This window comes from Bradyrhizobium manausense, assembly GCF_018131105.1.
Lineage (GTDB): Bacteria > Pseudomonadota > Alphaproteobacteria > Rhizobiales > Xanthobacteraceae > Bradyrhizobium > Bradyrhizobium manausense_B.
The window spans coordinates 1-23,888 of the sequence record NZ_JAFCJI010000004.1 but is presented as its reverse complement, the minus strand read 5'-3'; the positions used below and the strand labels follow the sequence as shown (position 1 = coordinate 23,888).

Annotated in this window: 18 protein-coding genes; 8 read left to right on the top strand and 10 right to left on the bottom strand. The window is 59.5% G+C overall.

Features of this window, described 5'->3' with window-relative positions; translation table 11 throughout:
- Positions 1–58: 58 nt before the first annotated feature.
- The 6 genes from JQ631_RS28200 to JQ631_RS28175 form a co-directional block, all read right to left on the bottom strand.
- Positions 59–1,213 carry a glycosyltransferase family 4 protein gene (locus JQ631_RS28200; protein ID WP_212332456.1) on the bottom strand — a complete coding sequence of 385 codons (1,155 nt, stop codon included), beginning with the start codon at positions 1,211–1,213 and terminating at the stop codon, positions 59–61.
- 35 nt (positions 1,214–1,248) lie between these two features.
- Positions 1,249–2,550 (bottom strand): glycoside hydrolase 5 family protein, encoded by a 1,302-nt coding sequence (locus JQ631_RS28195; protein ID WP_212332455.1) that lies wholly within the window; start codon positions 2,548–2,550, stop codon positions 1,249–1,251.
- Between the two features lie 122 nt (positions 2,551–2,672).
- Positions 2,673–3,896 carry a glycosyltransferase gene (locus JQ631_RS28190; protein ID WP_212332454.1) on the bottom strand — a complete coding sequence of 408 codons (1,224 nt, stop codon included), beginning with the start codon at positions 3,894–3,896 and terminating at the stop codon, positions 2,673–2,675.
- A 230-nt stretch (positions 3,897–4,126) separates the two neighbouring features.
- Complete coding sequence (locus tag JQ631_RS28185; RefSeq protein WP_249161182.1) at positions 4,127–5,317, bottom strand: polysaccharide biosynthesis/export family protein; 1,191 nt, start codon at positions 5,315–5,317, stop codon at positions 4,127–4,129.
- Positions 5,318–5,447: 130 nt separating this feature from the next.
- Positions 5,448–6,584: a glycosyltransferase gene (locus JQ631_RS28180; RefSeq protein WP_212332450.1), complete on the bottom strand. Its 1,137-nt coding sequence runs from the start codon at positions 6,582–6,584 to the stop codon at positions 5,448–5,450.
- 342 nt (positions 6,585–6,926) lie between these two features.
- Positions 6,927–10,295, bottom strand: coding sequence for an RHS repeat protein (locus tag JQ631_RS28175; RefSeq protein ID WP_212332448.1), 3,369 nt, complete (start codon positions 10,293–10,295; stop codon positions 6,927–6,929).
- 697 nt (positions 10,296–10,992) lie between these two features.
- On the opposite strand from JQ631_RS28175, the gene JQ631_RS32595 reads away from it, so the two are divergent.
- Positions 10,993–11,250: a serine O-acetyltransferase gene (locus tag JQ631_RS32595; RefSeq protein ID WP_249161180.1), complete on the top strand. Its 258-nt coding sequence runs from the start codon at positions 10,993–10,995 to the stop codon at positions 11,248–11,250.
- Between the two features lie 25 nt (positions 11,251–11,275).
- Here the strand turns inward: JQ631_RS32595 and epsC are convergent, their stop codons facing one another.
- From epsC to JQ631_RS28150, 4 genes are all read right to left on the bottom strand, one after another.
- Positions 11,276–11,872, bottom strand: coding sequence for a serine O-acetyltransferase EpsC (epsC, locus tag JQ631_RS32530; RefSeq protein WP_283841825.1), 597 nt, complete (start codon positions 11,870–11,872; stop codon positions 11,276–11,278).
- A gap of 81 nt (positions 11,873–11,953) precedes the next feature.
- On the bottom strand, positions 11,954–13,228 hold the full coding sequence (locus tag JQ631_RS28160; protein WP_212332443.1) for a lipopolysaccharide biosynthesis protein: 1,275 nt from the start codon (positions 13,226–13,228) through the stop codon (positions 11,954–11,956).
- Positions 13,229–13,345: 117 nt separating this feature from the next.
- Positions 13,346–14,452, bottom strand: a complete 1,107-nt coding sequence (locus JQ631_RS28155; protein WP_212332440.1) for an acyltransferase family protein — start codon at positions 14,450–14,452, stop codon at positions 13,346–13,348.
- The gene (locus JQ631_RS28150; protein ID WP_212332438.1) at positions 14,452–15,768 is read right to left on the bottom strand and encodes a hypothetical protein; all 1,317 of its coding nucleotides are present in this window, start codon (positions 15,766–15,768) and stop codon (positions 14,452–14,454) included. Before JQ631_RS28150 ends, JQ631_RS28155 begins: the two co-directional genes overlap by 1 nt.
- 59 nt (positions 15,769–15,827) lie before the next feature.
- On the opposite strand from JQ631_RS28150, the gene JQ631_RS32525 reads away from it, so the two are divergent.
- The 7 genes from JQ631_RS32525 to JQ631_RS28115 all read left to right on the top strand — a co-directional run.
- Positions 15,828–17,279 carry an O-antigen ligase family protein gene (locus JQ631_RS32525; protein WP_212332436.1) on the top strand — a complete coding sequence of 484 codons (1,452 nt, stop codon included), beginning with the start codon at positions 15,828–15,830 and terminating at the stop codon, positions 17,277–17,279.
- 814 nt (positions 17,280–18,093) lie between these two features.
- Positions 18,094–18,714 (top strand): transglutaminase-like cysteine peptidase, encoded by a 621-nt coding sequence (locus tag JQ631_RS28140; protein ID WP_212332434.1) that lies wholly within the window; start codon positions 18,094–18,096, stop codon positions 18,712–18,714.
- A gap of 142 nt (positions 18,715–18,856) precedes the next feature.
- Positions 18,857–19,384, top strand: coding sequence for a hypothetical protein (locus tag JQ631_RS28135; RefSeq protein ID WP_212332431.1), 528 nt, complete (start codon positions 18,857–18,859; stop codon positions 19,382–19,384).
- A gap of 9 nt (positions 19,385–19,393) precedes the next feature.
- Complete coding sequence (locus JQ631_RS28130; protein ID WP_212332429.1) at positions 19,394–21,598, top strand: Wzz/FepE/Etk N-terminal domain-containing protein; 2,205 nt, start codon at positions 19,394–19,396, stop codon at positions 21,596–21,598.
- Positions 21,585–22,361 (top strand): hypothetical protein, encoded by a 777-nt coding sequence (locus JQ631_RS28125; protein ID WP_212332427.1) that lies wholly within the window; start codon positions 21,585–21,587, stop codon positions 22,359–22,361. The genes JQ631_RS28130 and JQ631_RS28125 overlap by 14 nt, the downstream gene beginning before the upstream one ends.
- A 121-nt stretch (positions 22,362–22,482) precedes the next feature.
- Positions 22,483–23,493, top strand: coding sequence for an NAD-dependent epimerase (locus JQ631_RS28120; protein WP_212332425.1), 1,011 nt, complete (start codon positions 22,483–22,485; stop codon positions 23,491–23,493).
- A gap of 279 nt (positions 23,494–23,772) precedes the next feature.
- Positions 23,773–23,888, top strand: a 116-nt coding sequence (locus JQ631_RS28115) for an NAD-binding protein (protein ID WP_212332785.1), incomplete at its 3' end; no start/stop codon positions are given.

Below are 23,888 nucleotides of genomic sequence, written 5' to 3'. Positions count from 1 at the left end.
TTGTCGCGCGTGTGCCATGTCGGCGGCGTCGGGCAAAGTCGTGCGAGCACCGGACAGTTCATGACGTTTGAGGCGTGTCGGATCTGTCGGGGAAAGCGTTGACCGGAATCGAGATCGACAACGCTCCGAAAAATCTGATGGCTGCCTGCCGTGCGTCCGCATAGAGCCGCCGGGCGTGCGTCACGCACATCGAGGAAACGCCTCCTCTGTCTATGTTGCATTGATCGATGATGCGACCCATCAAGCTACAGTCGTCGTTCGGAACAAAGGACAGGAGTCTGTCACTTGAGCGAATACGCTCCGGAATACAGCCGGTGCTCGAAGCCACAACTTCGCAGCCGCTGCTGTAGGACTCGAGCAGGACGAGCGGATCGGCTTCGTCGAGCAGGCGCGATGGAAGAACGAAGATGTCGATTGACCGATAGAACGCTGCCTTTTCCTTGCCATAGACCGGCCCCAGATACGCAGCATTGCCGGGGTGGCGAGCGCAAAATGCGAGAATCTCTTCTTTGAGGGACGGGTCACGAACCGGACCAGCCAGCACCAGGCGGAAATCGCTTCGCTCCTGAAACATCCGCTCGGCGAGTTCCATCAGGTAGACAATGCCCTTCTCGCGGGTGATCACGCTCAGATGTCCGAGCGTGACGGGCCCCGAACGTTCGGGCACATGGTCCATGGGCTCGTAAAACAGGAAGGAATTGGGCAGCACCAGGCTTTGGGATTGTTGCTGGCCGCTTAGATAGAGCGCCGCATATCGGTCTCTCATGCCGTCGGAGAGGAAAATATGATGCTGGTACCTTCCGCCTACGCCTGCCAGCAGCTTTGCGGACAGCGACGGAGACTGATTGATGGGCCGGAAGGAATGGTGGTGGACGTAGTGGTCGAGATGGCGAACGCGCAGTGTTGCTATTGTGAGTAGAAACGCCCAAAGGCCGCCCTGGCCGGGTGGCGAGGTATAGACGTCGTCCCCACGGCGCACGAAAAGCAGCATGATCAGCGGCAACAGCAGCGCGCCCGCGATTTTCTCCGATCTGGTTCCGCCCAACGGCAAGCAGGTCGGCACGCGATAAGGGCGCAAAAACGCCAACAGCGCTGTATTGTAGACGGATTGCCCGTGCAGGGGAGGTGGCATCGGTCCGATGAACCACAATCGAGCTGCGCCGTGCTTCTTCTTGCGCAGCTCTGAAATGAGTGTCTTGCAGTACAACAGCATCGGAACTCGTATTGCCTCAGGGCCCAGTCGCGTGATCACTTCGTCCCTGGAGCGGGGAGTTCTCCGGTATCCACGGCTACGGATATTTGAGCGTTCTGATCAAATTCGTAGACGACGGGCTGCGCTCCCAGACTGGCAGGCTGGCTTGTCGTTATTGTGTCGCCGCACATCCTGCGGGCATGCGACGCCGGAGTGTCGAACCTGTAATTCGCGCGTTTGAAGGGGCCTGATGTCCAGAGCGCGACCGTTTGTCCCCTCGCCGTGGTGGCCCGTAGCACGAAGACATCCGGAAACGGCTCGTGCAATTCCAGCACCTTGGCCGATTTGACCAGGTCTGTGGCCTCGCGCATGAAGCAGGCGGCAGGCTTCGGCTGATCGTCGAATGTAAAGAGGCCAAAGTTGTTTTCGCGATCCACCGGATCCGGCCCAATGTTCTTCAGTTCGTGCATCCACGCTCCCTTGAGCCATGGCAACGTGGCGCTCTGCAGGACGAAGTGCGCGAAATTGTAAGCGGAAACATCCAGCGGCATGCCGCAATTGCCTTGCGACGTAGGCCAGCCGAATTCAGTGACATAGATGGAAGTCTGCTGCCCATTTCTGATTGTCTTCAATGCGTCCTGAAGCTTTTCCAGGCGAACGATCATTTCTTTGGCCGTTCGATCGGATACCAGCCTCGCGCATTGGTTGTAAAGGTGCACCGACAAGCCATCGGCATGATCGAGCGCGCCATCTCGCGTGATGGCCTTTGCCCACATCCAATCGGTGTCGTCGCCGACGGCACCAACGATCACGATTGCATGAGGATTGATTTTCTTGATCGTGTCGACTGCGGTTCTCGCAATGCGTGCATAGTGAACTGCGGCTCGCGGATCACTCGTGTCGCCGGCGCCCTGCATGCGCGGCATACGAGGTCCCGTGCCGATGTACATATTCCATTCGTTCCATATTTCGTAGATCGGATCGTATTGCCTTGTGGCGCTGACGACTGCCTCCAGATAGCGATCGAAATACTGCAGGCCTTCTTCGGACACGGGAGGGACGCCGCCCGGAACCTGGCTGTTGGCGCCACCAAGATTGAGGAGCGGCTTGAACCGCGCCTGTGGAAGAAAACTCATCAGTCGCTCGGAATAGATGAGAGACGGAGCCCCCGTCCTGAAGTCGAACGATTGCCAGGGCAGATAGTCGCGGAAAGAGACCGCGCCGACCTCGCTGAGCTGCTTGATGCCCTGGGCAACGGAGTTGTAGCCGAGCGTGCGTCGCAACCCATAGTGGATGTTGGCACCATAGATTGGTCGGGGCGTCGTTGCGGCTGCATCGCGATGGGCGAAGACAACCATCTTCGTCTCTGCCGCCACAGGTCGTGTGAGGAAGGGAGCGAGGCTTATGGCAGCTACAGCCGCCGCAATGAGCTTTGCGAGGCGGGTTACCGGAAATGTCATTCTAGATGCCGTCCTCCACGTCACTGCGCCGGTAGGCCCCCAAAATTCACAATCCGATCCATGAATGCGGCATAGCGTTTGCCGATGAAATCCTGATCGAACTCGTTGGCGCGAGTCGCGGCATTCTGCTGAAATTGACTGAGGCGCTTGCGGTCCGCGACCAGCAGTTTAAGGGCGTTGCTCCATGCCGCGATGTCCCCTGGCGCGACCAGCAGGCCCGTCTTATCGTGCTGAACCAATTCGGGGATGCCTCCGACATCGCTGCCGATGACGGGGACGCCCATGCCGAGTGCCTGGATGACGACGCCAGGAGAATTCTCCAGCCATATCGACGGAATGCAGAGGACGTCGCTCCCGGCGATGCGATTGATGGCCTCCTGGAGCGGCACATGTCCCGTGAACTCGATGCGCGGGCGGTGACCGTATTTCTGCCGTAAGACCTCTTCCTCCGCGCCACCGCCGACGATCGTCAGAGAAAAGTCCAGATCTTGAATCGCATCGGTGGCCTGTATCAGCATGTCGACGCCCTTGGCCGCGTGCAGCCGCCCAACGTAGATGAAACGCACCGTGGCGGATGGTGTCCTTGCAACGGTTGGCGCCGGATATTTGTTCGCGTTCAGGATATGAGCGGTTGGATAGGCGTCGAGCGCCTGGAAGCGGGCATTGCGTTCCAGGTTTGCACGCGACGGCGCACAAAATCCGATGCGTCGAACCGAGCGAAAGTCGCTGCGCTTCAAGGCCGCCGATATCCTGCAAGGCGAACATTGTCGTTCGCATGTCTTTCCATCGCGAAACATGGTCAGGCGCACGCAGGATAAGGCGAGATCCGGCATCACATACATCACGGGAATATCGCGCTTGCCGAGCTCGGACAGCACATTGTGGCCGATCCCCGTGAGATAGTGGACGTTGCAGAAGTCAGGTCTGAATTCCTCGACCACCTTGGCGACCGTGCTCCGGTTGCGGGGATCGAGATGATCCTGAAGATGCCAGATGGGCTTGAGATAGCTTGGCTGACCCGCGCCTTGCGCGAATATCGGATATGGACGCGGCATGTAGATGCTCCAGATTCTCATGCCGTCGACGATCTCGCCAAACTTCTCCTCTGCGCGCGACTTTGCAGCGGTGAGTACGCCGATTTCATGTCCCTGCTTCTGCAGCCAGGATGAGAGGTTGAATGCGGAAATTTCAGCACCGCCGAGCACGTTCGGAGGGAACATGGCCGAGACGACCAAAATGCGCATACTCTCAAGCTCCAAATGACCAAGGATCTGGCTCGTTTAGCGGCCGACACAGCGCCTTTTTATGACGTGCGCGGGCCATCTTGCAGTATCCAGGCCAATACCCGGCATGCCGCCAAGTCAAAACGAAACCGCGGCAGGAAGGCCGCGGCACAACTCAAAGGATGTTGAAGTTATGGGCAGCGCTGCGAAGTGCAGCGCTGCGTGCAGGTTTCACCCAGTGTGAACGCGCGTTATCGCGTCAGTGTCTGGATGTTCACAGCTGTATCGGTTCCAGCGATCATCAGACTGAAGAATTTGAGCAACTCGGTGCTCGGAGATTCCGATACGACAATCGCGTCATGGTCCCGAATCTGGAACGAGTCGGCGAAGAACATTCCGTCCGGCTTGCTCCAATCGAAATTGTACACGGTCGGCACCAGTTCGCCCCCGAACCGCGCGACGTCGATACCTGCCGACTTCAGGACATTTCTGGGCTCGAGCCGCAAGACATAGACAGACGGCGAGTTTGCCCGGCTTCCGTCGAGGCCACCTGCCTTTGCGATCGCTTCGGCAAGGGTCATGGTGTCGTTTTCGAACGTAAACCTGCGGTTGTTCGTGCCGCCGATGGAACCGGGCGAGGGGGTAGATCCGAAAACCATGAAAATACGGGGCTCGCGTGACAGATAGACGACGTCACCGGGTGCAAGGAACGCGTCTTCCTCGGGATGTCGGACGATTGAGCTCATCGTCTCGACATAGGTTCGGCCTCCGCGCTTGATTCTGACCTTCGTTTCCCACGCAGGATTTTTCGGACCGCCAGCGCGCGCGATCGCACCCAGAACGCGAATGCCGCCCGGATCGACCGGGAAACGCAATGGTGCATTGGCTTCGCCGAGGACGCTGATCTGATTTCCGCGCTGTTCGACCACAGAGACGACGGCCTGCGGATCGATGGCGCGGTTCTTGATGCGCTCGCGTATGATATCCCCGACGGCGCGCGCGGTGAGTCCTGCCACCTTGATCGAGCCCGCATACGGAATTGTGATGTTTCCGGACTGATCGACCTGCTGACGAGGTACGTCAACGAAGTTGCCCGGTCTTACGCTGGCTTCCCTGGGAATGAACAATCCCCCGGATTGCGCCTCGAAGATCGTCACGGCAACGATGTCGCCCACACCGATCGTGATGTCCTTGTAGTTGCCGCCCGGCAATTTGCTGAACGAGCCGCCGCCGCGATCAGTGATGGAATTCGCCCACTTCAAAATCGCGGGATCAACGGCAAGAACGGCGTATGGGAGCGGCGGGCTCGGCGCCACCGTCAGCGCTGCATTGGAAACAATTGCGGCGCTATTTGGTGCATCTTGCGGCGTGAATCCGCCACAACCTGCGAGGCAGAAGGTTGAGACAAGAAGCGCGGGTGATACTCTTAGAAATGACTGCAACAAAGCGCATCCTACTCTTAATCCCCGCCCAACTACTTCTTAGCAGCTGCGAGAATTCGGACCAACGCTCGGGCATGTCGGCCAAGTAGATTCGACCGACGTTGTTGCTTTTGCGCCACGTCGTCGCTGATCAGAGCGCCAATTTTGTCAGTCGCTTCGAAGTTAACCTAAGTATGTTTGCATAAACCTTGAGCAGCTGTTCATGCGTTCGGCTCACGCTGAACATGGAAACGAAACGCTCGTAGCCCGCCTCGCCAAGCGCGGGCAGATCAATTCGTGCAGCTTCCTTCAATCCTGTAACGAGGGCTTGGGGCCCAACAGGATCGCAAATCAAGCCGGTGGTTCCATTGTCGACGATTTCCGGCAGGGCTCCGGCGCGAAATGCCAAAATTGGCTTGTGCGCTCGCATCGCTTCGAGCGCGACAAAGCCGAAGGCCTCCCAACGTGACGGAATGACGACAATATCCGCCAGGTTGAGCTGCGCCTCGATGCTCGTGCGCGCGAGCCATCCCAGCAATGTGACGTTTGGAGGAAGGGTATGGTCTCCTGCCTCATTGACGACAGCGGATCCGATCATTCGGACGTCGATCGTGCTATCGAGTTCCTGCGCGGCCTCGATGAGGAAGTCATAGCCCTTCTGGCGATCAAGGCGCCCGATGAAGAGCACCTTCAATTTCGGTGTGTTCCAGCTCGGTGTCGTGGGATCCGCACTCAGGCGCTCGTTGCGCATGCCGCTGAGAACGAGGTTGAGTTTCTCCTCCGGAATGCCTGCGTCCCGCGCTGCCGAGTATTCATTCCTCGATATGCAGACGATCCGGTCTGTGACCTTGGCGAGCAACCATTCTGCCAACTTGGCGACATAATTGCTGAGCCGCGACGTGTCGCGCGAGAATGCCCAGCCGTGAGAACAGTAGACCACCGCCGGCCGGTTCCGAACGAGCATCAACATGATGCGTACGATTATGCCGGCCAGCGTGGAGTGAACGTGCACGATGTCCGGTCGCGTGGCGCGCACTTGTTGCATTGTTTCGAGAGCGAGCCGCAACAGGCTGGCCAGATTGCGACCCGAGCGATCGAATGGGACGATGTTCGCGTCCGAGATTCCGATCAGATCGTCCCTGTGATCCGATGGAACGAGATAATGCACGTTCTCCTGACCGAAGGTCTGGCATTGCAGGGAGTGCAATTCATTGAAATAAGTTGCGATACCGCCGCGAACTGTCTCGGCTATATGGACTATTCTCAGCCCCGAGAAATCATGCGTCATTCGAAAAGTGGCTTGATAGAGACATACTAATCCACATAACACTCTGTTTTCGACCATATTCCGCATTTGCGTTCACACGCAAGGCGATAGCGCGAACGGCTTGTTGCCGGGCCCAACTAAGATTGAAATTTGTGGCAATTCATGGCCACGACGGATTTTCCGTGGGCCGCTTTTCCTCGCCCGTGGCGAAATTGTCATGAAGCGGGCGCGCGAAGGTGCGTCGTCTCGCGGCAGGCGGCGCCCATATTTTACCCGCAATGCGGATATGGGCGCCGGGTCTCGCGGTGGTGGACCTTGGAATACGCGGCCGAAAGCGCGGGCGAAGCCTGCGCCGTGTTCAGTTTACACGAACAGGAAGTTGTCGTGCGTTAGCTGAGCCGCATTGATGTGCGCGAGCAGGATCGATCCAGCGTCGCCCAGATGAACCAATGCGTCGGCTCCGGCCTGTGTGACGCTCAAATGGCTGTAATCCGCAGCCAGCGACTGAGAGATCTTGATGACATCGTGATCCGCTGTCGCGCCTGCGTGAAAGTTTTGAACCTGGTCGTTGCCCCGGTCAAACACAAAGGTGGTTGAGCCGGCTGACGCAAACAAGTCGCTTCCGCTCGCGCCCCGAAGTGTCACGCCGGCGGCATTTGCCGTCTCGACATGCGTGCCGTCGGTTTTGAGCAGGTCCGTCTTCTGCAGCACGCCTGACGCTGAGTAGGTCTTGTCCTGTACGCCGGTCGACAGGAACGTGAAGACGTCCTTGGCTCCGGTGCTCTCTGTCACCACTTTCGATCCCATGACGCCTTTCGCGTCGTAATATGTCGCAGTCGTGGTGCCGTCCAAGCCGGTCGTAAAGGTGTAGTCCAGCGTGCCGTCAGCGTGGGTGCGTGTCGCCGACGTGAGCGTCCCGGCAGCGTCAGCGTGCTGGACGATATTGACGTATGATTGTCCGACCACGCCGTAAGCGTAACTGTCCTGACTGTGATCCGCATTCAGGACGTACATCTTCGTTTTCACGCCATCCACGAACAGGGACGTCGAAGAGGAGCCGTCGGCGTTCTTGACGACGTCCTGCGTGAGCTGACCGGCGGGATTGAACGTGTCGCTGATCGTCGAGCCGTCGGAATGGGTGATCGTCTGAGCGAGCTTCGTCCCATGCGCGTCATATTGAGTGCTGGTCCTCGTTCCGTCCGCACCAACGACCTGAGTGTATTCCAGCGAGCCGTCGGCATGCGTACGAATGATCGAGGTCAGCTGGCCCGAGGCACTGACGTGCTGCACGATGTTGGCGTAGGCCTGCCCGGCCACGTTGTAGGCGTAGTTATCCTGGCTGTGATCGGCGTGGGCGACGTACATCTTCGTTTTGACGTCGCCGGAGAACAGCGACGTCGACGTGGAGCCATCGGCGCCAACGACCAGCTCACTGATGAGAGCGCCGTTCGAGTCATAGTTGTCAGTCACGGTCGTGCCGCCGAGCATCGTGGATTTTTCGGCGTAGCTTCCATTGGTGTGAAAGCGTTCGAACAGCGTGAGGTTGCCCGCGGCGTCAAAGTGGCTGTGCTCGGACGCATAGGACTTCTGCTGGATATTCAGTGCGTAGATGTCCTTCGTTCCGTTGCCGTGCGTGACTGCCTGCGCGACCTTTGCGCCCTTCGCGTCGTAGTTCGTCGAGGTGATGGTGCCATCCGGGTTATGGGTCTCGGTGTAGGCCAGCGTTCCGTCGGCGTAGTTGCGGACCACCGATGAGACCGAGCCGGTGGCATCAACGTGTTGGACTTCAGATGCGTAGCTCTGCCCCTTGATGTCGTAGAATGAGTTGTCATTGCTGTGATCGGCGTTGGTGACAAAGGCCGCCGTCTTCACGCCGTTCGTGAACAGCGTCGTGCTCGATGAGCCGTCCGCGCTGGTCTTTGTTTCCGAGACAAGTGTGCCCGAAGAATTGAAGCGATCGTCGATCGTGCTTCCATCGGTGCTGATATACGTCTTTTCGACGACGATCCCGGATGCGTTCGTGGACGTGATCATCGTGACGTAGGATTTTCCGGTGATCCCGTAAACGGTGACGTCCTTGGAACCATCAGTGTGGGTGACCGTGGTCTGCGTCTTGACGCCGTTGGCAAAGTTGGAGGCAGCCGTCGTGCCGTCGGCATAAGTGACCAGGTCGTACGCGGTCAGGCCGTTCTGGTAGGCGGTCTGGTCGGTCGACGTGAGCTTGCCGGTCGAGTCGTAGTTCTCGGTCAGGCTCCAGGTGGAGGCCGAGGTCGTCACGGCGAACGTATAGTCGCCCTTGATCGTGGAGAGGACGCCCGCATAGTGCGAGATCATGTAATCCATCGTTGCCTTCGACGACACCGTCAGGACGTGCGTGTCGGTCAGCGTGATGGACGTGACGAGCCCGGCCGCATTGAGGTCCGACAGGTCGGCCACGACCGCCGCCGAGGTGGCGACGACTTCGGTTGCGCCGACAGGCGTGGTCGTCGACGCGGTCGGCGCGTCGATCTCGATGATGAGTGGGTGGTCGCTGACGGGGAGCGTAAAATCCTGGACGTTGCTATAGGTCGCAATGGGTTTGCTGGTGTCCAGTGGATCGTAAATCGTGACGGTCTCGTGCACGCTGCCGAGGTGCACCTTGGCCTGCGTCGTCGGGTTGGAGATTTCCGCGTCCTTGGCGTCGTTCCAGAGTTGGGGCTCGGCCCAGACCACAAGCTCGTAAGCGCCGTTGCTCTTGGCAAGAACCATGCTGTTGCCGCTCGTCGGCAGGTTGTCGATCGTGTAGGCGAGCGGTGTTGTCGGCGTCCGGCCGCCGCTCCCGTCGTCGGCGAGAATGGTCGTGAGATTGTGAACCGCTGCTGCCGCCAGTTTCGGGGTGCCGTCGGCGTTGAACAGGCCGAAATGTCCTTCCGGGTCGGAATTGCCGCCATGGTCGAGCAGCTCGTAGAGATAGGTCTTGCTGACACCATCCTTGAACGCATCGACCAGGGAATTCAGGATCGACTTGGCCTGCACGAGCTGGTCAACGCCGAGGCCCGAGTAACTCGCAAGCGTGGTGTAGCCGGTCTCGGTGATGACGGAAGGGTTGCCGGGCGAGCTGCTTGCGGCAACGTCAACGCCATACTGAATGCCGTAGTTCTCCGGCGTCGACGTTGCGACATACGCGTGGGACGTCGAATAGTCGGAGTATTTGGAGAGGTCGCCGAGCTGCGCGTAGGCGGCCGAGTCGTTCAGACCCAGGGTCAGATTGTAAACAGAGACGCCGCCGAGATGTGCGTCGGCCTTGATCGCCGTGTAGAGATCCTTTTGGAACTGGGCCGCCGCCGCCATCGACGAGCTGCCGTGGTAGCTGAACGCCTGGATGTTCGCTTCGTTGAGCCCCTCGATTGCGACGATGCTGCTCGGGTATGTCGCGACGAAGTTGTCGAGCGATGCGATGAATTGCGCAATTCCGGCCGCACCGGAGGCGGGCAGATCGGACGAGACCACGAAGTCGAACGTCACGCCGGCGGCGGCAAGCGCATTGACCACGGGGGTTGCGTTCGGATCCGTCGGCAGGGCGTCACGGATCGTGGTCACGCCGAGATAGTGCAGGTCGTCGAGGATCAAGCTCGAGTTGCCGTAGGACGCGTAGGCAGATGAGCTCGAATAGGCCGAGTGAGCGTTGACGGCGATCGAGGCGACAAAGGCTTGAGCCGAGAGGACGGTGGAGGATGTGCTGGATGTTGCCATCGTGGCGAAATTCCAAATTCGAGTGTTTCGCGTTATGTCTCACGCAAGTCGGAATTTTCCGTGCGTTCACAATCTAAAATTTGCGTAGTCGCGCGTTCGAATGCTCCGTAAAACTCCGGATGCATTCGTCTGTTTCGGCTGAATTGCGCGGCAACGCGGTCGTTGGACGCACATCGCCAGCTCGTCGCGAACCATGCCGCCGGAGATCGTCGTCGGGAGACGGATCGCGATGACTAACGAGTCGTTTAGAGCGCTCTGGTCGGACCCGCGAAGCGCGACCATCGCCCAGCCGCGGAGGGTTCCGAGCTACGCTACAAACATGGTCAGCGACAATGCTACAGGGTACTCGTGACCGGTCGCTGCGTGTTAAGAGTGATCAGGAACCCGCGACGCCCGTCGACCGAAGATTATGAGGCTACGAATGAGCACTTGGAGGCGAGATCTCTCGCGAAACGCCGGGCGCGAGGGCTGGCTGGGAGCGGCGATCGCGCTCGTCACGTCGCCGGGTTTCTGCGTCGTCATGCGCGCGCGGCTCGCGTTTCGGCTGAATCGCGGCGGCAAGATCGCGAGGGTGTTGTCGCGGCTCGTTTGGCGAGGGACGGTCACGTCATATGGATGTTACATTGCAGTCACGGCCCGCTTGGGTTCCGGACTATGTCTGCCGCATCCGATTGGCGTCGTCATAGGTGAAGGGAGCGTGATCGGGAACGACGTGACGATCTATCAGGGCGTGACGCTTGGCCGCATTTCGCAAGACGTCGCGGCATACCCGACGATCGAAGACGGCGCGGTGATCTACACGGGGGCAACGGTGCTGGGTGGGATCAGGATTGGACGTAACGCGGTCGTTGCGGCCCATTCCGTCGTTCTGATCGATGTCCCCGATCATGCGTGCGCGGCAGGAGCTCCCGCGCGGATCGTCGGAGCGGACAAATCGGCGGCCAAGGCCGGTTGAGCCGCGTTTCGCGCGTCTCGCAATCCTAAGCGACCTGCGATTTGGCGTCCTGCAATTCGTCCTTGGCGCCGATCGGAGCGTCGGCGCGCCGCAGTATTTTGGCCGGAGCGCCGATCGCGACGGAATCTGGCGGGACATCCTTCAGGACGACGGAATTGGCGCCGATGGTTGCGCCGCTGCCGATCGTGATGTCCCCAACCACGACGCAGCCCGCCATCAAGGAAGCTCCGTCGCAGATCCGGGGGCGCCCTCGATCCGTGTGGTCCTTTCGGCCGATCGTGATGTGCTGCAGCAACGTGACGCTCTTTTCGATGTCGCAGGCGCCGACGACGATTCCGTACGGATGCGGGACGTAAAGTCCTCCATCCACGCGCGCAGCCATCGCGATCTCTGATCCGAAGAGGAGGCAAGAGGCCCACCAGGCGATGCGGCGCAGGAGCCTGCCGACGAGCGGTATCCGAACCAGCGCCTCCTGGATGCGCAACGCCAGCACGAACTGGAATCCCGGGGTCACCAGGAACATGCGTGCGACAAAGGCCGGGCTGACACGGGTATGTTCCCGCAGGGCGTAATGGGCAAGATCCTCCCTGATCTTGTCGGTAATTGTCGTCGTTCGAGTCATGGGGAGTTGCTCCGCGATGCGGCACTGGCTGCCGGCAACCTTAGGGTCTTTCGTTTGCAGCGCAAGGCCGTTCGACCGGCGTCAGGCATTGCCACCAGAGCCGGGCGATGCGGCGGGCCGAAGCAGGCCGGAGAGCAGCCAGATCCGCATCATCAGCAGGATGACCGCGGTGGTGAAAATCGCCACGCCTGCGCCGGAGAGGCCATAGAATGCGACGCCGAGACAGGTCATGGCGGTCGAGAGAAAGACCCCGATGATGTTGATGGCGGCATATGACGTATCTTTTTGCGTGCTCAGCATTGCGACATTTCCCAGATCCGAACACGCACGCAGAACGGACGCGGCGAGAAGCAGCAGGAAGAGCCCGTGGTGCTCGCTCAGGCCCTGCATCGACATGTAGCGCAGCGCGACTTCGCTCGCCGCGAAGATCACCAGTGCCATTCCGACGGAAATCGAGATCACCTTATAGAACTCGATCGTGATGGCATTTTTCCAGGCGTAGCGATCTTCACTCGAGAAGGCTTTCACCAGGGTCGGCAAGGCTGTCTGGACCACGGCGGTCGAGACCAGCGTCTGCAGCGAATTGCTGAGCGACCAGAAGAAGGTGTAGATGCCGGTCGCCGACAACCCGAGGAAAATTCCAACGATATATCGATCAAGGTACATCAATCCCACCAGGCTGACGTCGCTGATATAGATGTGCCAGGATCGTCGAAGCCGGTTGACGATCCAGTCGAAATCGATTTTTGAGTTGAGTATCCCGCCCACACCCCATTGCCGCGCCATGAATCCGAGCAGGACGAGCGCCAGCACGTCGGCGATAATCCAGGCCGACAGCAGTGCCTCCATCGAACGGAATTGCGGGAAGGCCAGGCCGAGGCCGACGATGAAGGGGACCCAGGCGGCGGATCGTATGAAGACGAGAACGTTCGCTTCCACCGCCTTGCCCAGGCCGATCAGCGGCAGGTGCAGGTCGAGGGCAATTGTTTCGAGCCAGGCAAGGATGGCGATCAAAACAACGAGAGTGGCGCTGGTTCGTTGCGTGAAGAGGGAGAACAGGATCATCGCAACTGTTGCCAATGCCAGCGAGACGATCGTGATGAACAGGCGATTTCGAATCCGCAGGGCTGCCTGGGACGGAGACATGCCGACCACCTCGCGGGCGACGAAATAGTTCAGCCCCCAGCCGATCAGCGCCGGCGTAATCCCCGTCACGCCGACCGTGAGCCCGTAGACGCCGGCCGCGTCGTAACCGAGATATTTGATGATGTAGAACGAGAGTAGGAAACGGAGCCCTAGCGTTGCGGATCGAATGAGGACATTCGTCAGGGCAATCAGTTTCCGGGGAATACGCATTGTCAGGACCGTCATCATCCGCGATCGCGAAGGCGAAGCATATCGTGCAATGCCTGTCAAAGGAGAGGAGGCGACGAACGTTGCAGACGTGACGCCGCCGGAATTTCGTTCGCGCGGCTAGTCATTCCGCGCTTCGGCGAGGGATCCTCGCTTGGAATTTCCAAGCAATGCCGCGATGGCATGTCTCATTCGAACCTCGATCAGTTCGTACGTCATGGTCGATGCCACGAACGAGAGCGGCAGGCCGACGATCACGAACATCGGCCAGACCGCCCACGGTGAATATCCATGCGCGACCAGCTTGCTCCCGATGACCTGCAGCGGATAGAGCGCAAAGGGATGAACGAGGTAGAGGCTGTAGCTGATCTTGCCGACAAATTGCGGCGCAGCCTTCGACAGCAACTGCGCGATGGCCGAGGCCGGATTCAACACCGTCGAAAACAGGAAGAATGCCGGGATCAGTCCTGCGAACGGGTGTACATACTCCATCATCCCATACATCAATGCCAGACAGGCGACGCTGAAGATCAGCCCGGGCAGGCCCCGTGCCCTGATGCGCAGCTCGATCGCCCCCAAGACGAGACCGATCAGGAAATAGGCGGTGATCGGGAAATAGAACATGGCGGCGCAGCCGGCGACGACCACGAGCGCCGTGATCGGCCGCGAGCGCGAAGCGAAATAGAACGCAACCGCAAACCAGATGTAGAAGGCCCACTCATAGGTGAGCGTCCAGGCATTCTGCTGGCCAAGAGGGAGATTGAGGATGTCAGGAAGGAACAGCAGGTTGGCGAAGAAGATCTTCAGATAGTTCAGCGCGTCGATGTCCTTGAAGAATTTGTATCCGACCAAGGGGCCAATGGCGAACAGGATTAGGTGGAAGGTCACGAACACCGGAAGAATGCGCAGGCACCGGTCATAGAAGAATTTTGAGATCAGCTTGTGCCGAACCAGGCTCGCCGGAATGAGGTAGCCGCTGATCATGAAGAACACCTCGACCCCGCGGCCGAAGGTTCCCACGATCGCGTTCAGCCACGACGGCACGGCGGGAAGGAATCCGGCCAGCATCGGCATGTCATAGAGGTGAACGAGCAATACGCTCAAGGCCGCGAGCCCGCGCAAGCCTTGAATCGAGGGTTCGAATTGCGTCGCGCGGGCGCGATGGGCCCCCTCGGGAAATGTCGTCGTGACGGGAGCTGCCCGCTCGTCGGCTCTGGAAAATCTCATCACCCGCTCGCTGTCCCCAGAAGCGGCTGCCGTCCGATGGCCTTGGATTCGGCGCTAAACGGACGTGACTTCAGTTTCGCGCCGAATACCTCGCTGAAGCCCATGGTGATGACCAGGAGGCCGCTGGCGGGTCCGTAGCCCAGAACCGTGATGGTGTAGAAGTTCATCACGAAGACCACGGTGAGCTTGTAGATGTCCCGTGTCCTCGCCACTGCCAGCATGACGAAGATCATGAAAAGCGCGAAGATCGGACCGAACATCAGGTACGTACCGATGTAGAAATTGTCGACGGGCACGTAGTAGCTGACCTTGTTTGAGAACAGCTGTTGCGGGTAGTTGAAGCAGCCCAACCCGCAGCCCGTGAAATAGCCGAGTGGCATGAGGTCGTTCATGTAGACGAAGGGCAGTTGCCAGCTGTTGTTGATGCGGTCCTGCAAGCTGTAGAGGCCTTTTGCGACACTCGCGAGGTTCGTGCCGCTGAACATCAGCATCAGCGCGCCGGGGATCAGAATGCAGGCAAACGACCAGAGACTGATCGATCGAAGGGCCGAAAACCGATGTCTTTCGTTGAATGCGCGGACGAACAGCAGGGCTGCGAGATAGATCGCAAGGACGCCGATCGCCGTCTTGTTCGTCGAAAGATGGATCGCATAGAAGGCGGGTCCCGCCCACACCAGGCACCACAGCACGCTTTTTCGAACCGAGGTGAAGACGTAGGTGATCAAGACAAAGTAGGCCGCCATGGTGCTGTCGGCGGCGAACCCGGAGACGCGGCTTTCGCCGCCGGTCCACCAAAGCCGCGCGGCAGTTCGTGTCGCGCCGAAGGACTCGTACGAGAAGGCGACCCACGGCAAGCGGGTATGGGCAGACCACAGGATGCCGATCATGGAGGCGAAAAAGAGAAAGTAGATCACCCTCAGGAGGAGTTTCTGATCCTTGAACTCGCGGCCGCAGAAGCAGAATCCAACGAAGGCCGGCGCAATCATCTTGATGGACGAAGCCAGTCCCTTGACCTCGCCGAGGAAGACGTAACCCAGGAACAGCGCAAACAGCACATATAGGAGAAAGAGAATTGCAAGAACGTTCGCTTGCTTGAAGGCGTACCTGTAGGTGAAGGCGCCGATGCAGGCGAATGCGAAGATGTCCGGGACGAACCACAGTGGGTCGAGATGGGTAAGGCTTGCGTAGTACCGAACCACGCCGGCGAAAGCGTCACGCCCGAAATAGAGGATGACCGCGAGACCTTCCAGGGTTGGAAGCGTCCAGAGCGCAGGCATCGTCTTTTGGTCTTCGAGAGGCGACGTCGGTTGATCCATCGAGAAGGCTTCCGTTAAATGCTTTGTGTCTTCAACGACGGAAGTGTCTGGGGCAGAAGGTGGCACATGGCGTCGATTTTGTTCATTCCGCGCGGCAGGCCCAACCGGCTGACGGTCGTTCGTCTGGCGTCCAAATAGAAACTGCTGCTGTGCACCGGATATCTCAGTTTATTGCGCTTTTTGTCGTCTTGGTGGCGCCGCTGCCATTCGGCTCCGTCGATCTGATCTGGGTCTGGATATGGACCGCGCTCCTGGTTGTCAGCCTCATGACAGCTGACCTGTCGCGCCTGTGTCGCGGAGATCTCTGGATCCTGGGCTCGACGATCATCATCCTGCTATTCACCTGCGCGTTGGCGGTATTTCAGATCTGGCCCGGAATCGGTGTCGAATTCGCCAGTCCGGCGTGGGATGTGGCCCGGAAGTTTGCCGGGCTGACGCTGCCGGATCGCGTTTCTGTGACAGCTTCAGTCCCGTGGGTGGCGTTCGGCCCTTGCCTGCTCTTTGCCCTGGTGCTCGTGCGGGCCTATTTGATCGCGACGGACGAGAAGGCTGCGAGATCTCTGCTGAAGGCGACTGCATATGCTGGTTTTGCCTATGCTGTCTACGGCATCGCTGCACAGCTTCTTGCTCCTGCGAAGCTCCTGTGGCGGACCAAGGAATATTATCTCTCGTTCGCGACCGGAACGTTCGTCAATCGAAATACGGCGGCGGCTTTTTGGGGCTGCTGTGCGGTGTTGTTCCTCGGTCGATTGTTGGCATTGTCGTCCGACACATGGTTTTCGCGGCGAAGCGCTCCACAGGTTCGGCACTCGTTTGTCGATCATCCCGTCGCTCTTTGTTCGGGCCTTGTTGCATGTCTCACGGCCGTTGGCATGACGGGGTCGCGCGCCGGCGTTCTTCTCACTCTCCTTGGTCTCGCCTTCCTGGCCAATCTGCACTTGATGCAATATCGAGACCAGTTGAAGCGCTACTGGCTGGCCGCGGGAACAGTGACTATCGCCGCCATCATGGTTTTTTTTGTGATCGGTGGAATTGCAAGCAGCCGCGTCGGCATGTTCGGGATGGGGGACCCGCGGCGGCTCGAGGTCTATCGAACGTCATTTGATATGCTGAGGGGCCACGAGCTGTTCGGTTGGGGGCTGGGCAATTTCGAGGCAGCATTTCCTGAGTTCCGGGCGGCAGATCTTGGAAGTCAGGGAATCTGGGACAAGGCCCACAGTACCCCGCTCGAGATGTTGGTCTCCGCGGGCATTCCTTTGACGATCCTTGTGTGTGGTCTCTCAGCAATGTTCTTCGGACGAATGGTCTTCGGCAGTTTCGCAAGACGACGTGACAATTATATGCCAGCCACGGGTGCCGCCGTGTTTCTGCTCGGAGCTTTGCATTCATGCGTCGATTTTTCGGTGCAAGTAACGGGCTTTGCAACGTTATTCGCGGCGATTGTGGGATGTGGTCTGGCGCAGTCGATCTCGACACTGGAGCGTCCGCCGCGCCAATTCACCACTTCTTAAATGTGTTCACCCCTTTGGCGAATTCGCTTATACGAATGAGACTTCTGCACGTAAGAAATTCGAAAAGAGGTCGCCAAAATGAAGGTTAGAGTATGGCTGCTTTTGGTTCCCTTTTTGCTTGAGCCGTCATTGTCTCGCGCAGCGACTGCGGTCGATGTTTCATGCGCGCCTCTCGCCGCCGGGATGAGTGCCGAGCGGGCAACACAATTTCTCGACAACCCGACGGGCTTGCTCAGCAGTTACCCGGAGGGTGACGAGGGCAAGCTTTCGGCAACCATTCGAGACTTCGCGACAATGCGCCCCGAAACGTTGGAGGGAATCCGGTCGTTATCGGGGGCCAGTTCGCCGAGTCAAAATCGCGCAATCGGCGCAGGGCTCGGGACCGCCGCAGCAACCTGCGTCGTGTCGCATCCGGCGACCGCAATGTTGATCCAGGAAGCGGTCCTGAGAAGCGAGAATAGCGAGCTAATTCAGTCCTTCGAAAGCATCACGGGAGATGTTCCGACCAACGCTGTTCCGGGGTCTGACCCCAACGGTGAATCCGTCGTCGGAGGGGGGCGCGGGTCAGCAGCGCCTCAGTCGGCGGGGGGAACAAGTACTTCCGATACCACAACTTTTTCAACGGCCTCGCCGCCGGCAACGGCGACTTTCTTCACAGCGGCATCGAGCGCATCCACCAACACCCTTGCGCCCATCAGCCCGACGAACTGAAGGCTATCCTTCGTTTCGGTGCAATTTTACGAAATTGCGCAATCAGGCTGAGAAGTTTCGACACTACACGTTCTATCCATCGAGTGTTTCGTTGGAGGTGGTGATGAAACGGCATCTGATTGCGGCTTGGCTCGTCGTGGGGCTGTCAATGCCGTGCTACGCGGCTGAGCAGGCGACGGCGCCTTCGGGGGCATTCCTGAAGGAGGCGCAGAACGTTCTCGCTCCGCTCCAGTTCGTGAAGTTCTGCATGAACAACCCCGCGGAGTGCGAACCGAGTTCCTCGGAAGCGCAGTTGCCGGCACGCGATGAGGCCTTCGCGATGTTGGCCGAGGTCAACGCGACGGCGAACCAGAGCATTCATCCGCAGGCCAAATCGACGGACCCGATCCTGGCGCGCTGGGCGATCTCGCCGGCGTCCGGTGACTGCAATGACTATGCGGTGACCAAGCGGCATATGCTCATCGCGCGTGGATTGCCGGCGAGCGCTCTGCGTTTGGCGGTCGTCTATGCGCCGGCCGGAGGCCATCTGGTGCTCGTCGCGCGCCTGCAAGACGGTGACTATATTTTGGACAATCTCGCCGCGGAGGTTCGGAAGTGGGGCGCGGTCGACTATCAGTGGGTGTCGATGGAGTCGGGTGAGAATCCCCGCTTCTGGGTGTCCATTGCGAAGCAGGATCACCGCGATTTTGCCGAACTTGGCAGCGCGAAGGACGGCTCCAACTAGACCAGACACAAATCTTTTTTGCAACGCACAAACACTTGCCGTATTTGTCTGTTAAGCGAGCGTTCTCGGACAGACACTAACGGTGACATCAGTTGACTTCCTGGCGTTGTGGATCCTGGTTCACCTTGCGTGAACCCACATAATGGCGCGCTTTGTGCTTGCGATTTTTTTCGCCGTGGTCGGTCTCGCACCGGCCGCGGCGACTGGCTGTTTGCCGCTGCTCTTGCGAACTCCGTCTCTGGAGCTTCGCTTGTTCTCCGACGATCCGGACCATCTGTTGAAGTACGCGAAGAATGATCGATCCAAGATCGAGCAGAAGGTGACCGAGTATCTGGCGAGCGATCCGACTCTGTTACCCGCGATCAAAAAGCTGGTGCAGATCACGCCTGCGTCGAATCGCGCCGCGATCGGTCGTGGGCTCGCTCGCGCCGCGCAGCACTGTGGTCCTGTCGATCCGAAGGCCGTGCAAAGCATCATCGACTTCAAGCAGCGCTTGCAAGACTCCTCCGTGAGCGCGGGCTATGCTTCGGTTGATTCTGACACGTCGCCGCAACTTCCGGTACAAAGCGCCCCGGCAAATCGGTCCAATCCATTGTTCACCGGCGAGTGGAACACCGACGTCGTCGATCCATTCGCGCCCGTTCCGCTTCCCCTCGAGATTCCGCGATAAAAGTGCAACATGTATCAGCCTCGCAGCAACTTTGAGCCTGGCCAGCCTCTGACGTTCCCGTTCAACACGGCCGTGCTGACGTTCGAGCGCGCGGTGGATATCATTCGTCGGCAGTGGCCCCTGATTGCCACCGTCGTGGGCTGCTGTCTCGCCCTGGTCGTGGCGTATTCGCTGACGGCCACCCCTTACTACACCGCCTCCACCAGCATTCTCGTGGACACGCGCCAGGCGCAGATTCTGAGCAAATCCACGGACGCCAATAGCACCCTCATCGATCCCGGCTTTGTGGAAAGCCAGGTTGAAATTCTGTCATCCGACGACATCATCCGGTCGGTCGTCGAGTCGATGAAGCTGACGAGCGACCCCGAGTATGTCGAAGGCAACCTGCTCTCTCACATGATCGGCGCCGTCGTCAGCGCGCTTGGACTTGCCGAGCCCGAGTCCCAGGACTTCGTCAAGCGGGCGGTCGTTGCCGCCATCAAGAAGAATCTGAAGGTGGAACGGGTCGGCGTGACCTACGTTCTGACGCTGTCGTTCAAGTCGACGGAGCCGGACAAGGCGGCGCGCATCGCCAACGCGTTGGCTGACCAATATATGGTCGGCGTGCTCGAGGCCAAATATCAGTCGACCAAACGGGCCAGCGAGTGGTTGCAGCGGCGCAGCGGGGAGTTGCAACAGCAGGCCATGGACGCCGACCGCGCGGTCCAGACCTTCAAGTCCGAAAACAATATCGTCGGAACCAGCAAGGGGCTCATGAGTGAGCAGCAATTGTCCGACGTCAATACGCAGCTGATTCAGGCCCGGGCCGCCACGGCCGAGGCCAAGGCGCGCCTCGACCGGATCAATGCGATCACGGATCAGGATCTCGCCCAGCCCACCGTCACCGACGCGCTGAACAATACCGTGATCACGCGTCTGCGCGCACAATATCTTGATCTCGCCGCTCAATATGCCGACTGGTCCAGCAAGTACGGCAAGGATCACCAGGCATCGGTCAACCTGGCTTCGCGAATGCAGGAGCTGAAGCGGGCCATCAAGGATGAAGTCAAGCGGATCGCGGATGCCTACAAGAGCGATTACGAGATTGCGCGTAGCCGGGAGAACTCTCTTGACGGCGATCTGAACAAGCTCGTCAGTGAATCCAGCAGCGCGAGCCAGGCCCAGGTGAAGCTGCGCAATCTCGAAAGCGCCGCCGATACCTATCGGACCCTGTACAATAATTTCCTCCAGCAGCTGCAGGAGGCCACGCAGAACCAGAGCTTCCCGATCAGCGAAGCGCGGATCATCAGCACGGCACAAAAGCCCGACAAGAAGAGCTGGCCGAGGATCGGTCTGCTCCTGCTCGGCGGGCTGGTCGGCGGGCTGTGTTTCGGCGTCGGTGGCGCCGTAGCCAAGGAGCTGCTGACCGAGGTGCTGCGAACACCCCTGGAAGTGGAGGGCGAGACTGCGCTTCAGTGCCTCGGGACGCTGCCTGAAGTTCATTCGGATGGGTTGGATGGTGTTTCTTCGGACGCAGCCCTCGCCCGGTATGCCCTGGAGCATCCGTTCTCGCGCTACGCAGAGACGCTGCGCAATGTGAAAACGGCGGTCGACCTTGCTCGTTTGTCGAGAGAGACGAATGTCATCGCGATCGTGTCGTCGCTGCCGAAGGAAGGCAAGACGACGGTCGCGGCCAACCTTGCTCATCTCGCCTCGCTCACGGGACATCGCACGTTGCTGATCGACGGCGACCTGCACACGCAGGCTTTGACGCGCAAGCTTGCTCCCGGTGCCAGGACCGGATTGGTCGAGGCTCTTTCGGAGCCGGACCAGTTCGAGCGGCATGTCCAGGTCGATCGCCACTCGAAGCTGAATTTCCTGCCCTCGGTCGTGCAGACAAGATTGGTGAATTCCGCCGATCTGCTCGCTTCTCCCGCGATGGCGGATTTCCTCCGGTCCGCCCGCAAGCAGTATGACTATATCTTCATGGATCTGGCGCCCGTGCTGCCGGTGACGGACGCCAGGGCGGCTGGGCACTTGATCGACGCCATCGTCTACGTCGTCGAATGGGGCAAGACACGCCGGGCGGCGGTCCACGAGTCGCTCACGGACCTGGACGTCTTCAAGAACAAGATCGTCGGAGTCGTTCTCAATAGGGCCAATCCGAAAACGTTGAAGCGGATCGAGTCGTATAAGGGACGACATTACTCTGACTACTACATTGAGCAGCGCTGACGCATCGCGTGTTGCGCGGCGGCCGGTGGTGATCTCGGCCGCCATTCTGAATGCCGTCCTCGTGGTGATGGCACTCGTTTGGCTGACATCGGTCGCAAGCTACACGTTCCGACCGACCTTGCAGGATATCGCGTCGCACTTGATGCGCGGCGAGCGCTACGACAGCGCGGCGCTCGACCGGATCGTGACCCGGGTCAGGACCGACGCGGAGGGGCTTTGCGATCCGAAGCTGAGGCGCAATGTGCTCCTGATCCAGCTCCGGCTGTTGAGCAATGCCTTTGAAGCCGGCGACGCGGCGGCCATGGATACGAGGCTGCCGAACGTCACGGATGCCGCCAGGCAGCTCATCGGCTGCTCACCGTCGGAATCGATAGGCTGGTTGGCGCTCTATTGGGCGGAAACGCGCACGCTCGGCTTTGGTCCAAACGCCATTTCCTATTTGACCCAGTCCTACGCGTTCGCACCACACGAGATGTGGGTGCAGCTGTTCCGCGCGCCACTTGCGTTGCGGGCATACAACTTCCTGCCTGAAAAGCTCAGGCAGCAGACGCTCAATGACTTCGTCGACATAGTCGGCGCCCGACAGCTTCCGACGGCCGTTGTCATCTATCAGGGCACGCCCGCGGCAACGCGGGCGGTGTTGCTGGACAAGATGTGTAGCCAACCGGAAGAAGTACGCCAGGTGTTTCGCCGGTACGCTCAGGATCGCGGACTCGTGATTTCGCATCCCTGCTTTCCTGTATCCGCAAGCCAGCGCAGCTGACTGCTTGATGTCGCCGAGCGCGTCGCTTTCCGACGCGACGGCACGAAGGTTTGAAGCCTTGCCTCCGCCGGCCCAGTCTGGCATTGCAGTGCAGAAGAACGAAACAGCGGAGAGTTTGGCCTTGGCCCCTGTGCTGGTTACTGGCGCTGCCGGCTTTATCGGAATGCATGTTTGCGAACGACTGCTGGCCCGTGGCGAACAGGTCGTAGGCGTCGACGCGTTCACGCCGTATTACGATCCGGCGCTGAAGCGCGCGCGCCTCGAAACGCTCAGGCATCGTCCCGGATTTAGCTTCCACGAAATCGACCTGGCTGATTTTGCCGCGGTGATACGCGTCTTCGATGAAGTCGCGCCCGATCGGGTCGTCCATCTCGCGGCGCAGCCGGGCGTCCGCGCCTCGATCGACGACCCCATCACCAGCATCCGTGCCAATTGCGACGGCTTCGTCACCGTGCTCGAAGCCGGCCGGCGCCATGGCCTGGCGCATCTCGTCTATGCATCGTCGAGCTCGGTCTATGGCGCCAATCGCACCTTGCCGTACTCGACCGAGCAATCGGTCAACCATCCGGTCAGCCTTTATGCCGCGAGCAAGAAGGCCAACGAGCTGATGGCGCATACTTTTGCGCATGTTCACAAGCTGCCCGTGACCGGTCTTCGTTTCTTCACGGTCTACGGTCCGTGGGGTCGGCCCGACATGGCCGCGTGGCTGTTCACGCGTGCGATCTTTGCCAATGAGCCGATCAGGATTTTCAATCATGGCGATATGTGGCGCGACTTCACCTATGTCGACGACATCGTCGAAGGCGTGATCCGCACCCTCGATCGGCCTGCTGCGCCAAATCCCGCGTGGAACGCGGAAGCGCCGGAAAATTCGTCGAGCTATGCGCCGTATCGCGTCTACAACATCGGCAACAACAAGTCGGTGAAGCTGCTCCAGTTCGTCGAGACGCTCGAGAAGATCATCGGCAAGCCTGCGATCCGCGAGCTCCTGCCGATGCAGGCCGGCGACGTGCTCGAGACGCGCGCCGACATTTCCGCCCTCCAGCGCGACGTCGGTTTCTCGCCGTCGACCTCGATCGCGGAAGGGCTCGCTCGTTTCGTCGAATGGTACCGGAAGTACCACGGCGTGTGATCGTCACTTCTGACGCTTGTGGAACTCGTCGAAATTTGCGACGAGCGACCCGCTCGACGGGACATCGCCACGCGCGGTGCACTGTTTCGTCACAATGGACCGGCACGAGGTGGATCTCCGCGATCAGGCCGCCATGTTCGATCGGTTGCCTGTCACGCGCATCGTTTAAGGTTTGTTCGGTTCGCGAAGCAGGCTGCCCTAATGTTGGGCGTGCGACCGGATAGAGAAATGGTCTAGGGTGTTCAGTGGAACATCCGTCTTCAACGGAAAGAGTTTTTCATGCGAATCGCGATGATCGGCACGGGCTATGTTGGACTTGTGTCCGGAGCCTGCTTTGCGGATTTCGGTCACGACGTCACCTGCGTCGACAAGGACGACAAGAAGATTGCAGCGCT

Bases quoted from the DNA above. Each gene is read 5' to 3' on its own strand.
- JQ631_RS28200 (WP_212332456.1), bottom strand. From the start codon at position 1,213: ATGCTGTTGTACTGCAAGACACTCATTTCAGAGCTGCGCAAGAAGAAG.
- JQ631_RS28195 (WP_212332455.1), bottom strand. From the start codon at position 2,550: ATGGTTGTCTTCGCCCATCGCGATGCAGCCGCAACGACGCCCCGACCA.
- JQ631_RS28190 (WP_212332454.1), bottom strand. From the start codon at position 3,896: ATGCGCATTTTGGTCGTCTCGGCCATGTTCCCTCCGAACGTGCTCGGC.
- JQ631_RS28180 (WP_212332450.1), bottom strand. From the start codon at position 6,584: ATGACGCATGATTTCTCGGGGCTGAGAATAGTCCATATAGCCGAGACA.
- JQ631_RS28175 (WP_212332448.1), bottom strand. From the start codon at position 10,295: ATGGCAACATCCAGCACATCCTCCACCGTCCTCTCGGCTCAAGCCTTT.
- epsC (WP_283841825.1), bottom strand. From the start codon at position 11,872: ATGACTCGAACGACGACAATTACCGACAAGATCAGGGAGGATCTTGCC.
- JQ631_RS28160 (WP_212332443.1), bottom strand. From the start codon at position 13,228: ATGCGTATTCCCCGGAAACTGATTGCCCTGACGAATGTCCTCATTCGA.
- JQ631_RS28155 (WP_212332440.1), bottom strand. From the start codon at position 14,452: ATGAGATTTTCCAGAGCCGACGAGCGGGCAGCTCCCGTCACGACGACA.
- JQ631_RS28150 (WP_212332438.1), bottom strand. From the start codon at position 15,768: ATGGATCAACCGACGTCGCCTCTCGAAGACCAAAAGACGATGCCTGCG.
- JQ631_RS28140 (WP_212332434.1), top strand. From the start codon at position 18,094: ATGAAACGGCATCTGATTGCGGCTTGGCTCGTCGTGGGGCTGTCAATG.
- JQ631_RS28135 (WP_212332431.1), top strand. From the start codon at position 18,857: ATGGCGCGCTTTGTGCTTGCGATTTTTTTCGCCGTGGTCGGTCTCGCA.
- JQ631_RS28130 (WP_212332429.1), top strand. From the start codon at position 19,394: ATGTATCAGCCTCGCAGCAACTTTGAGCCTGGCCAGCCTCTGACGTTC.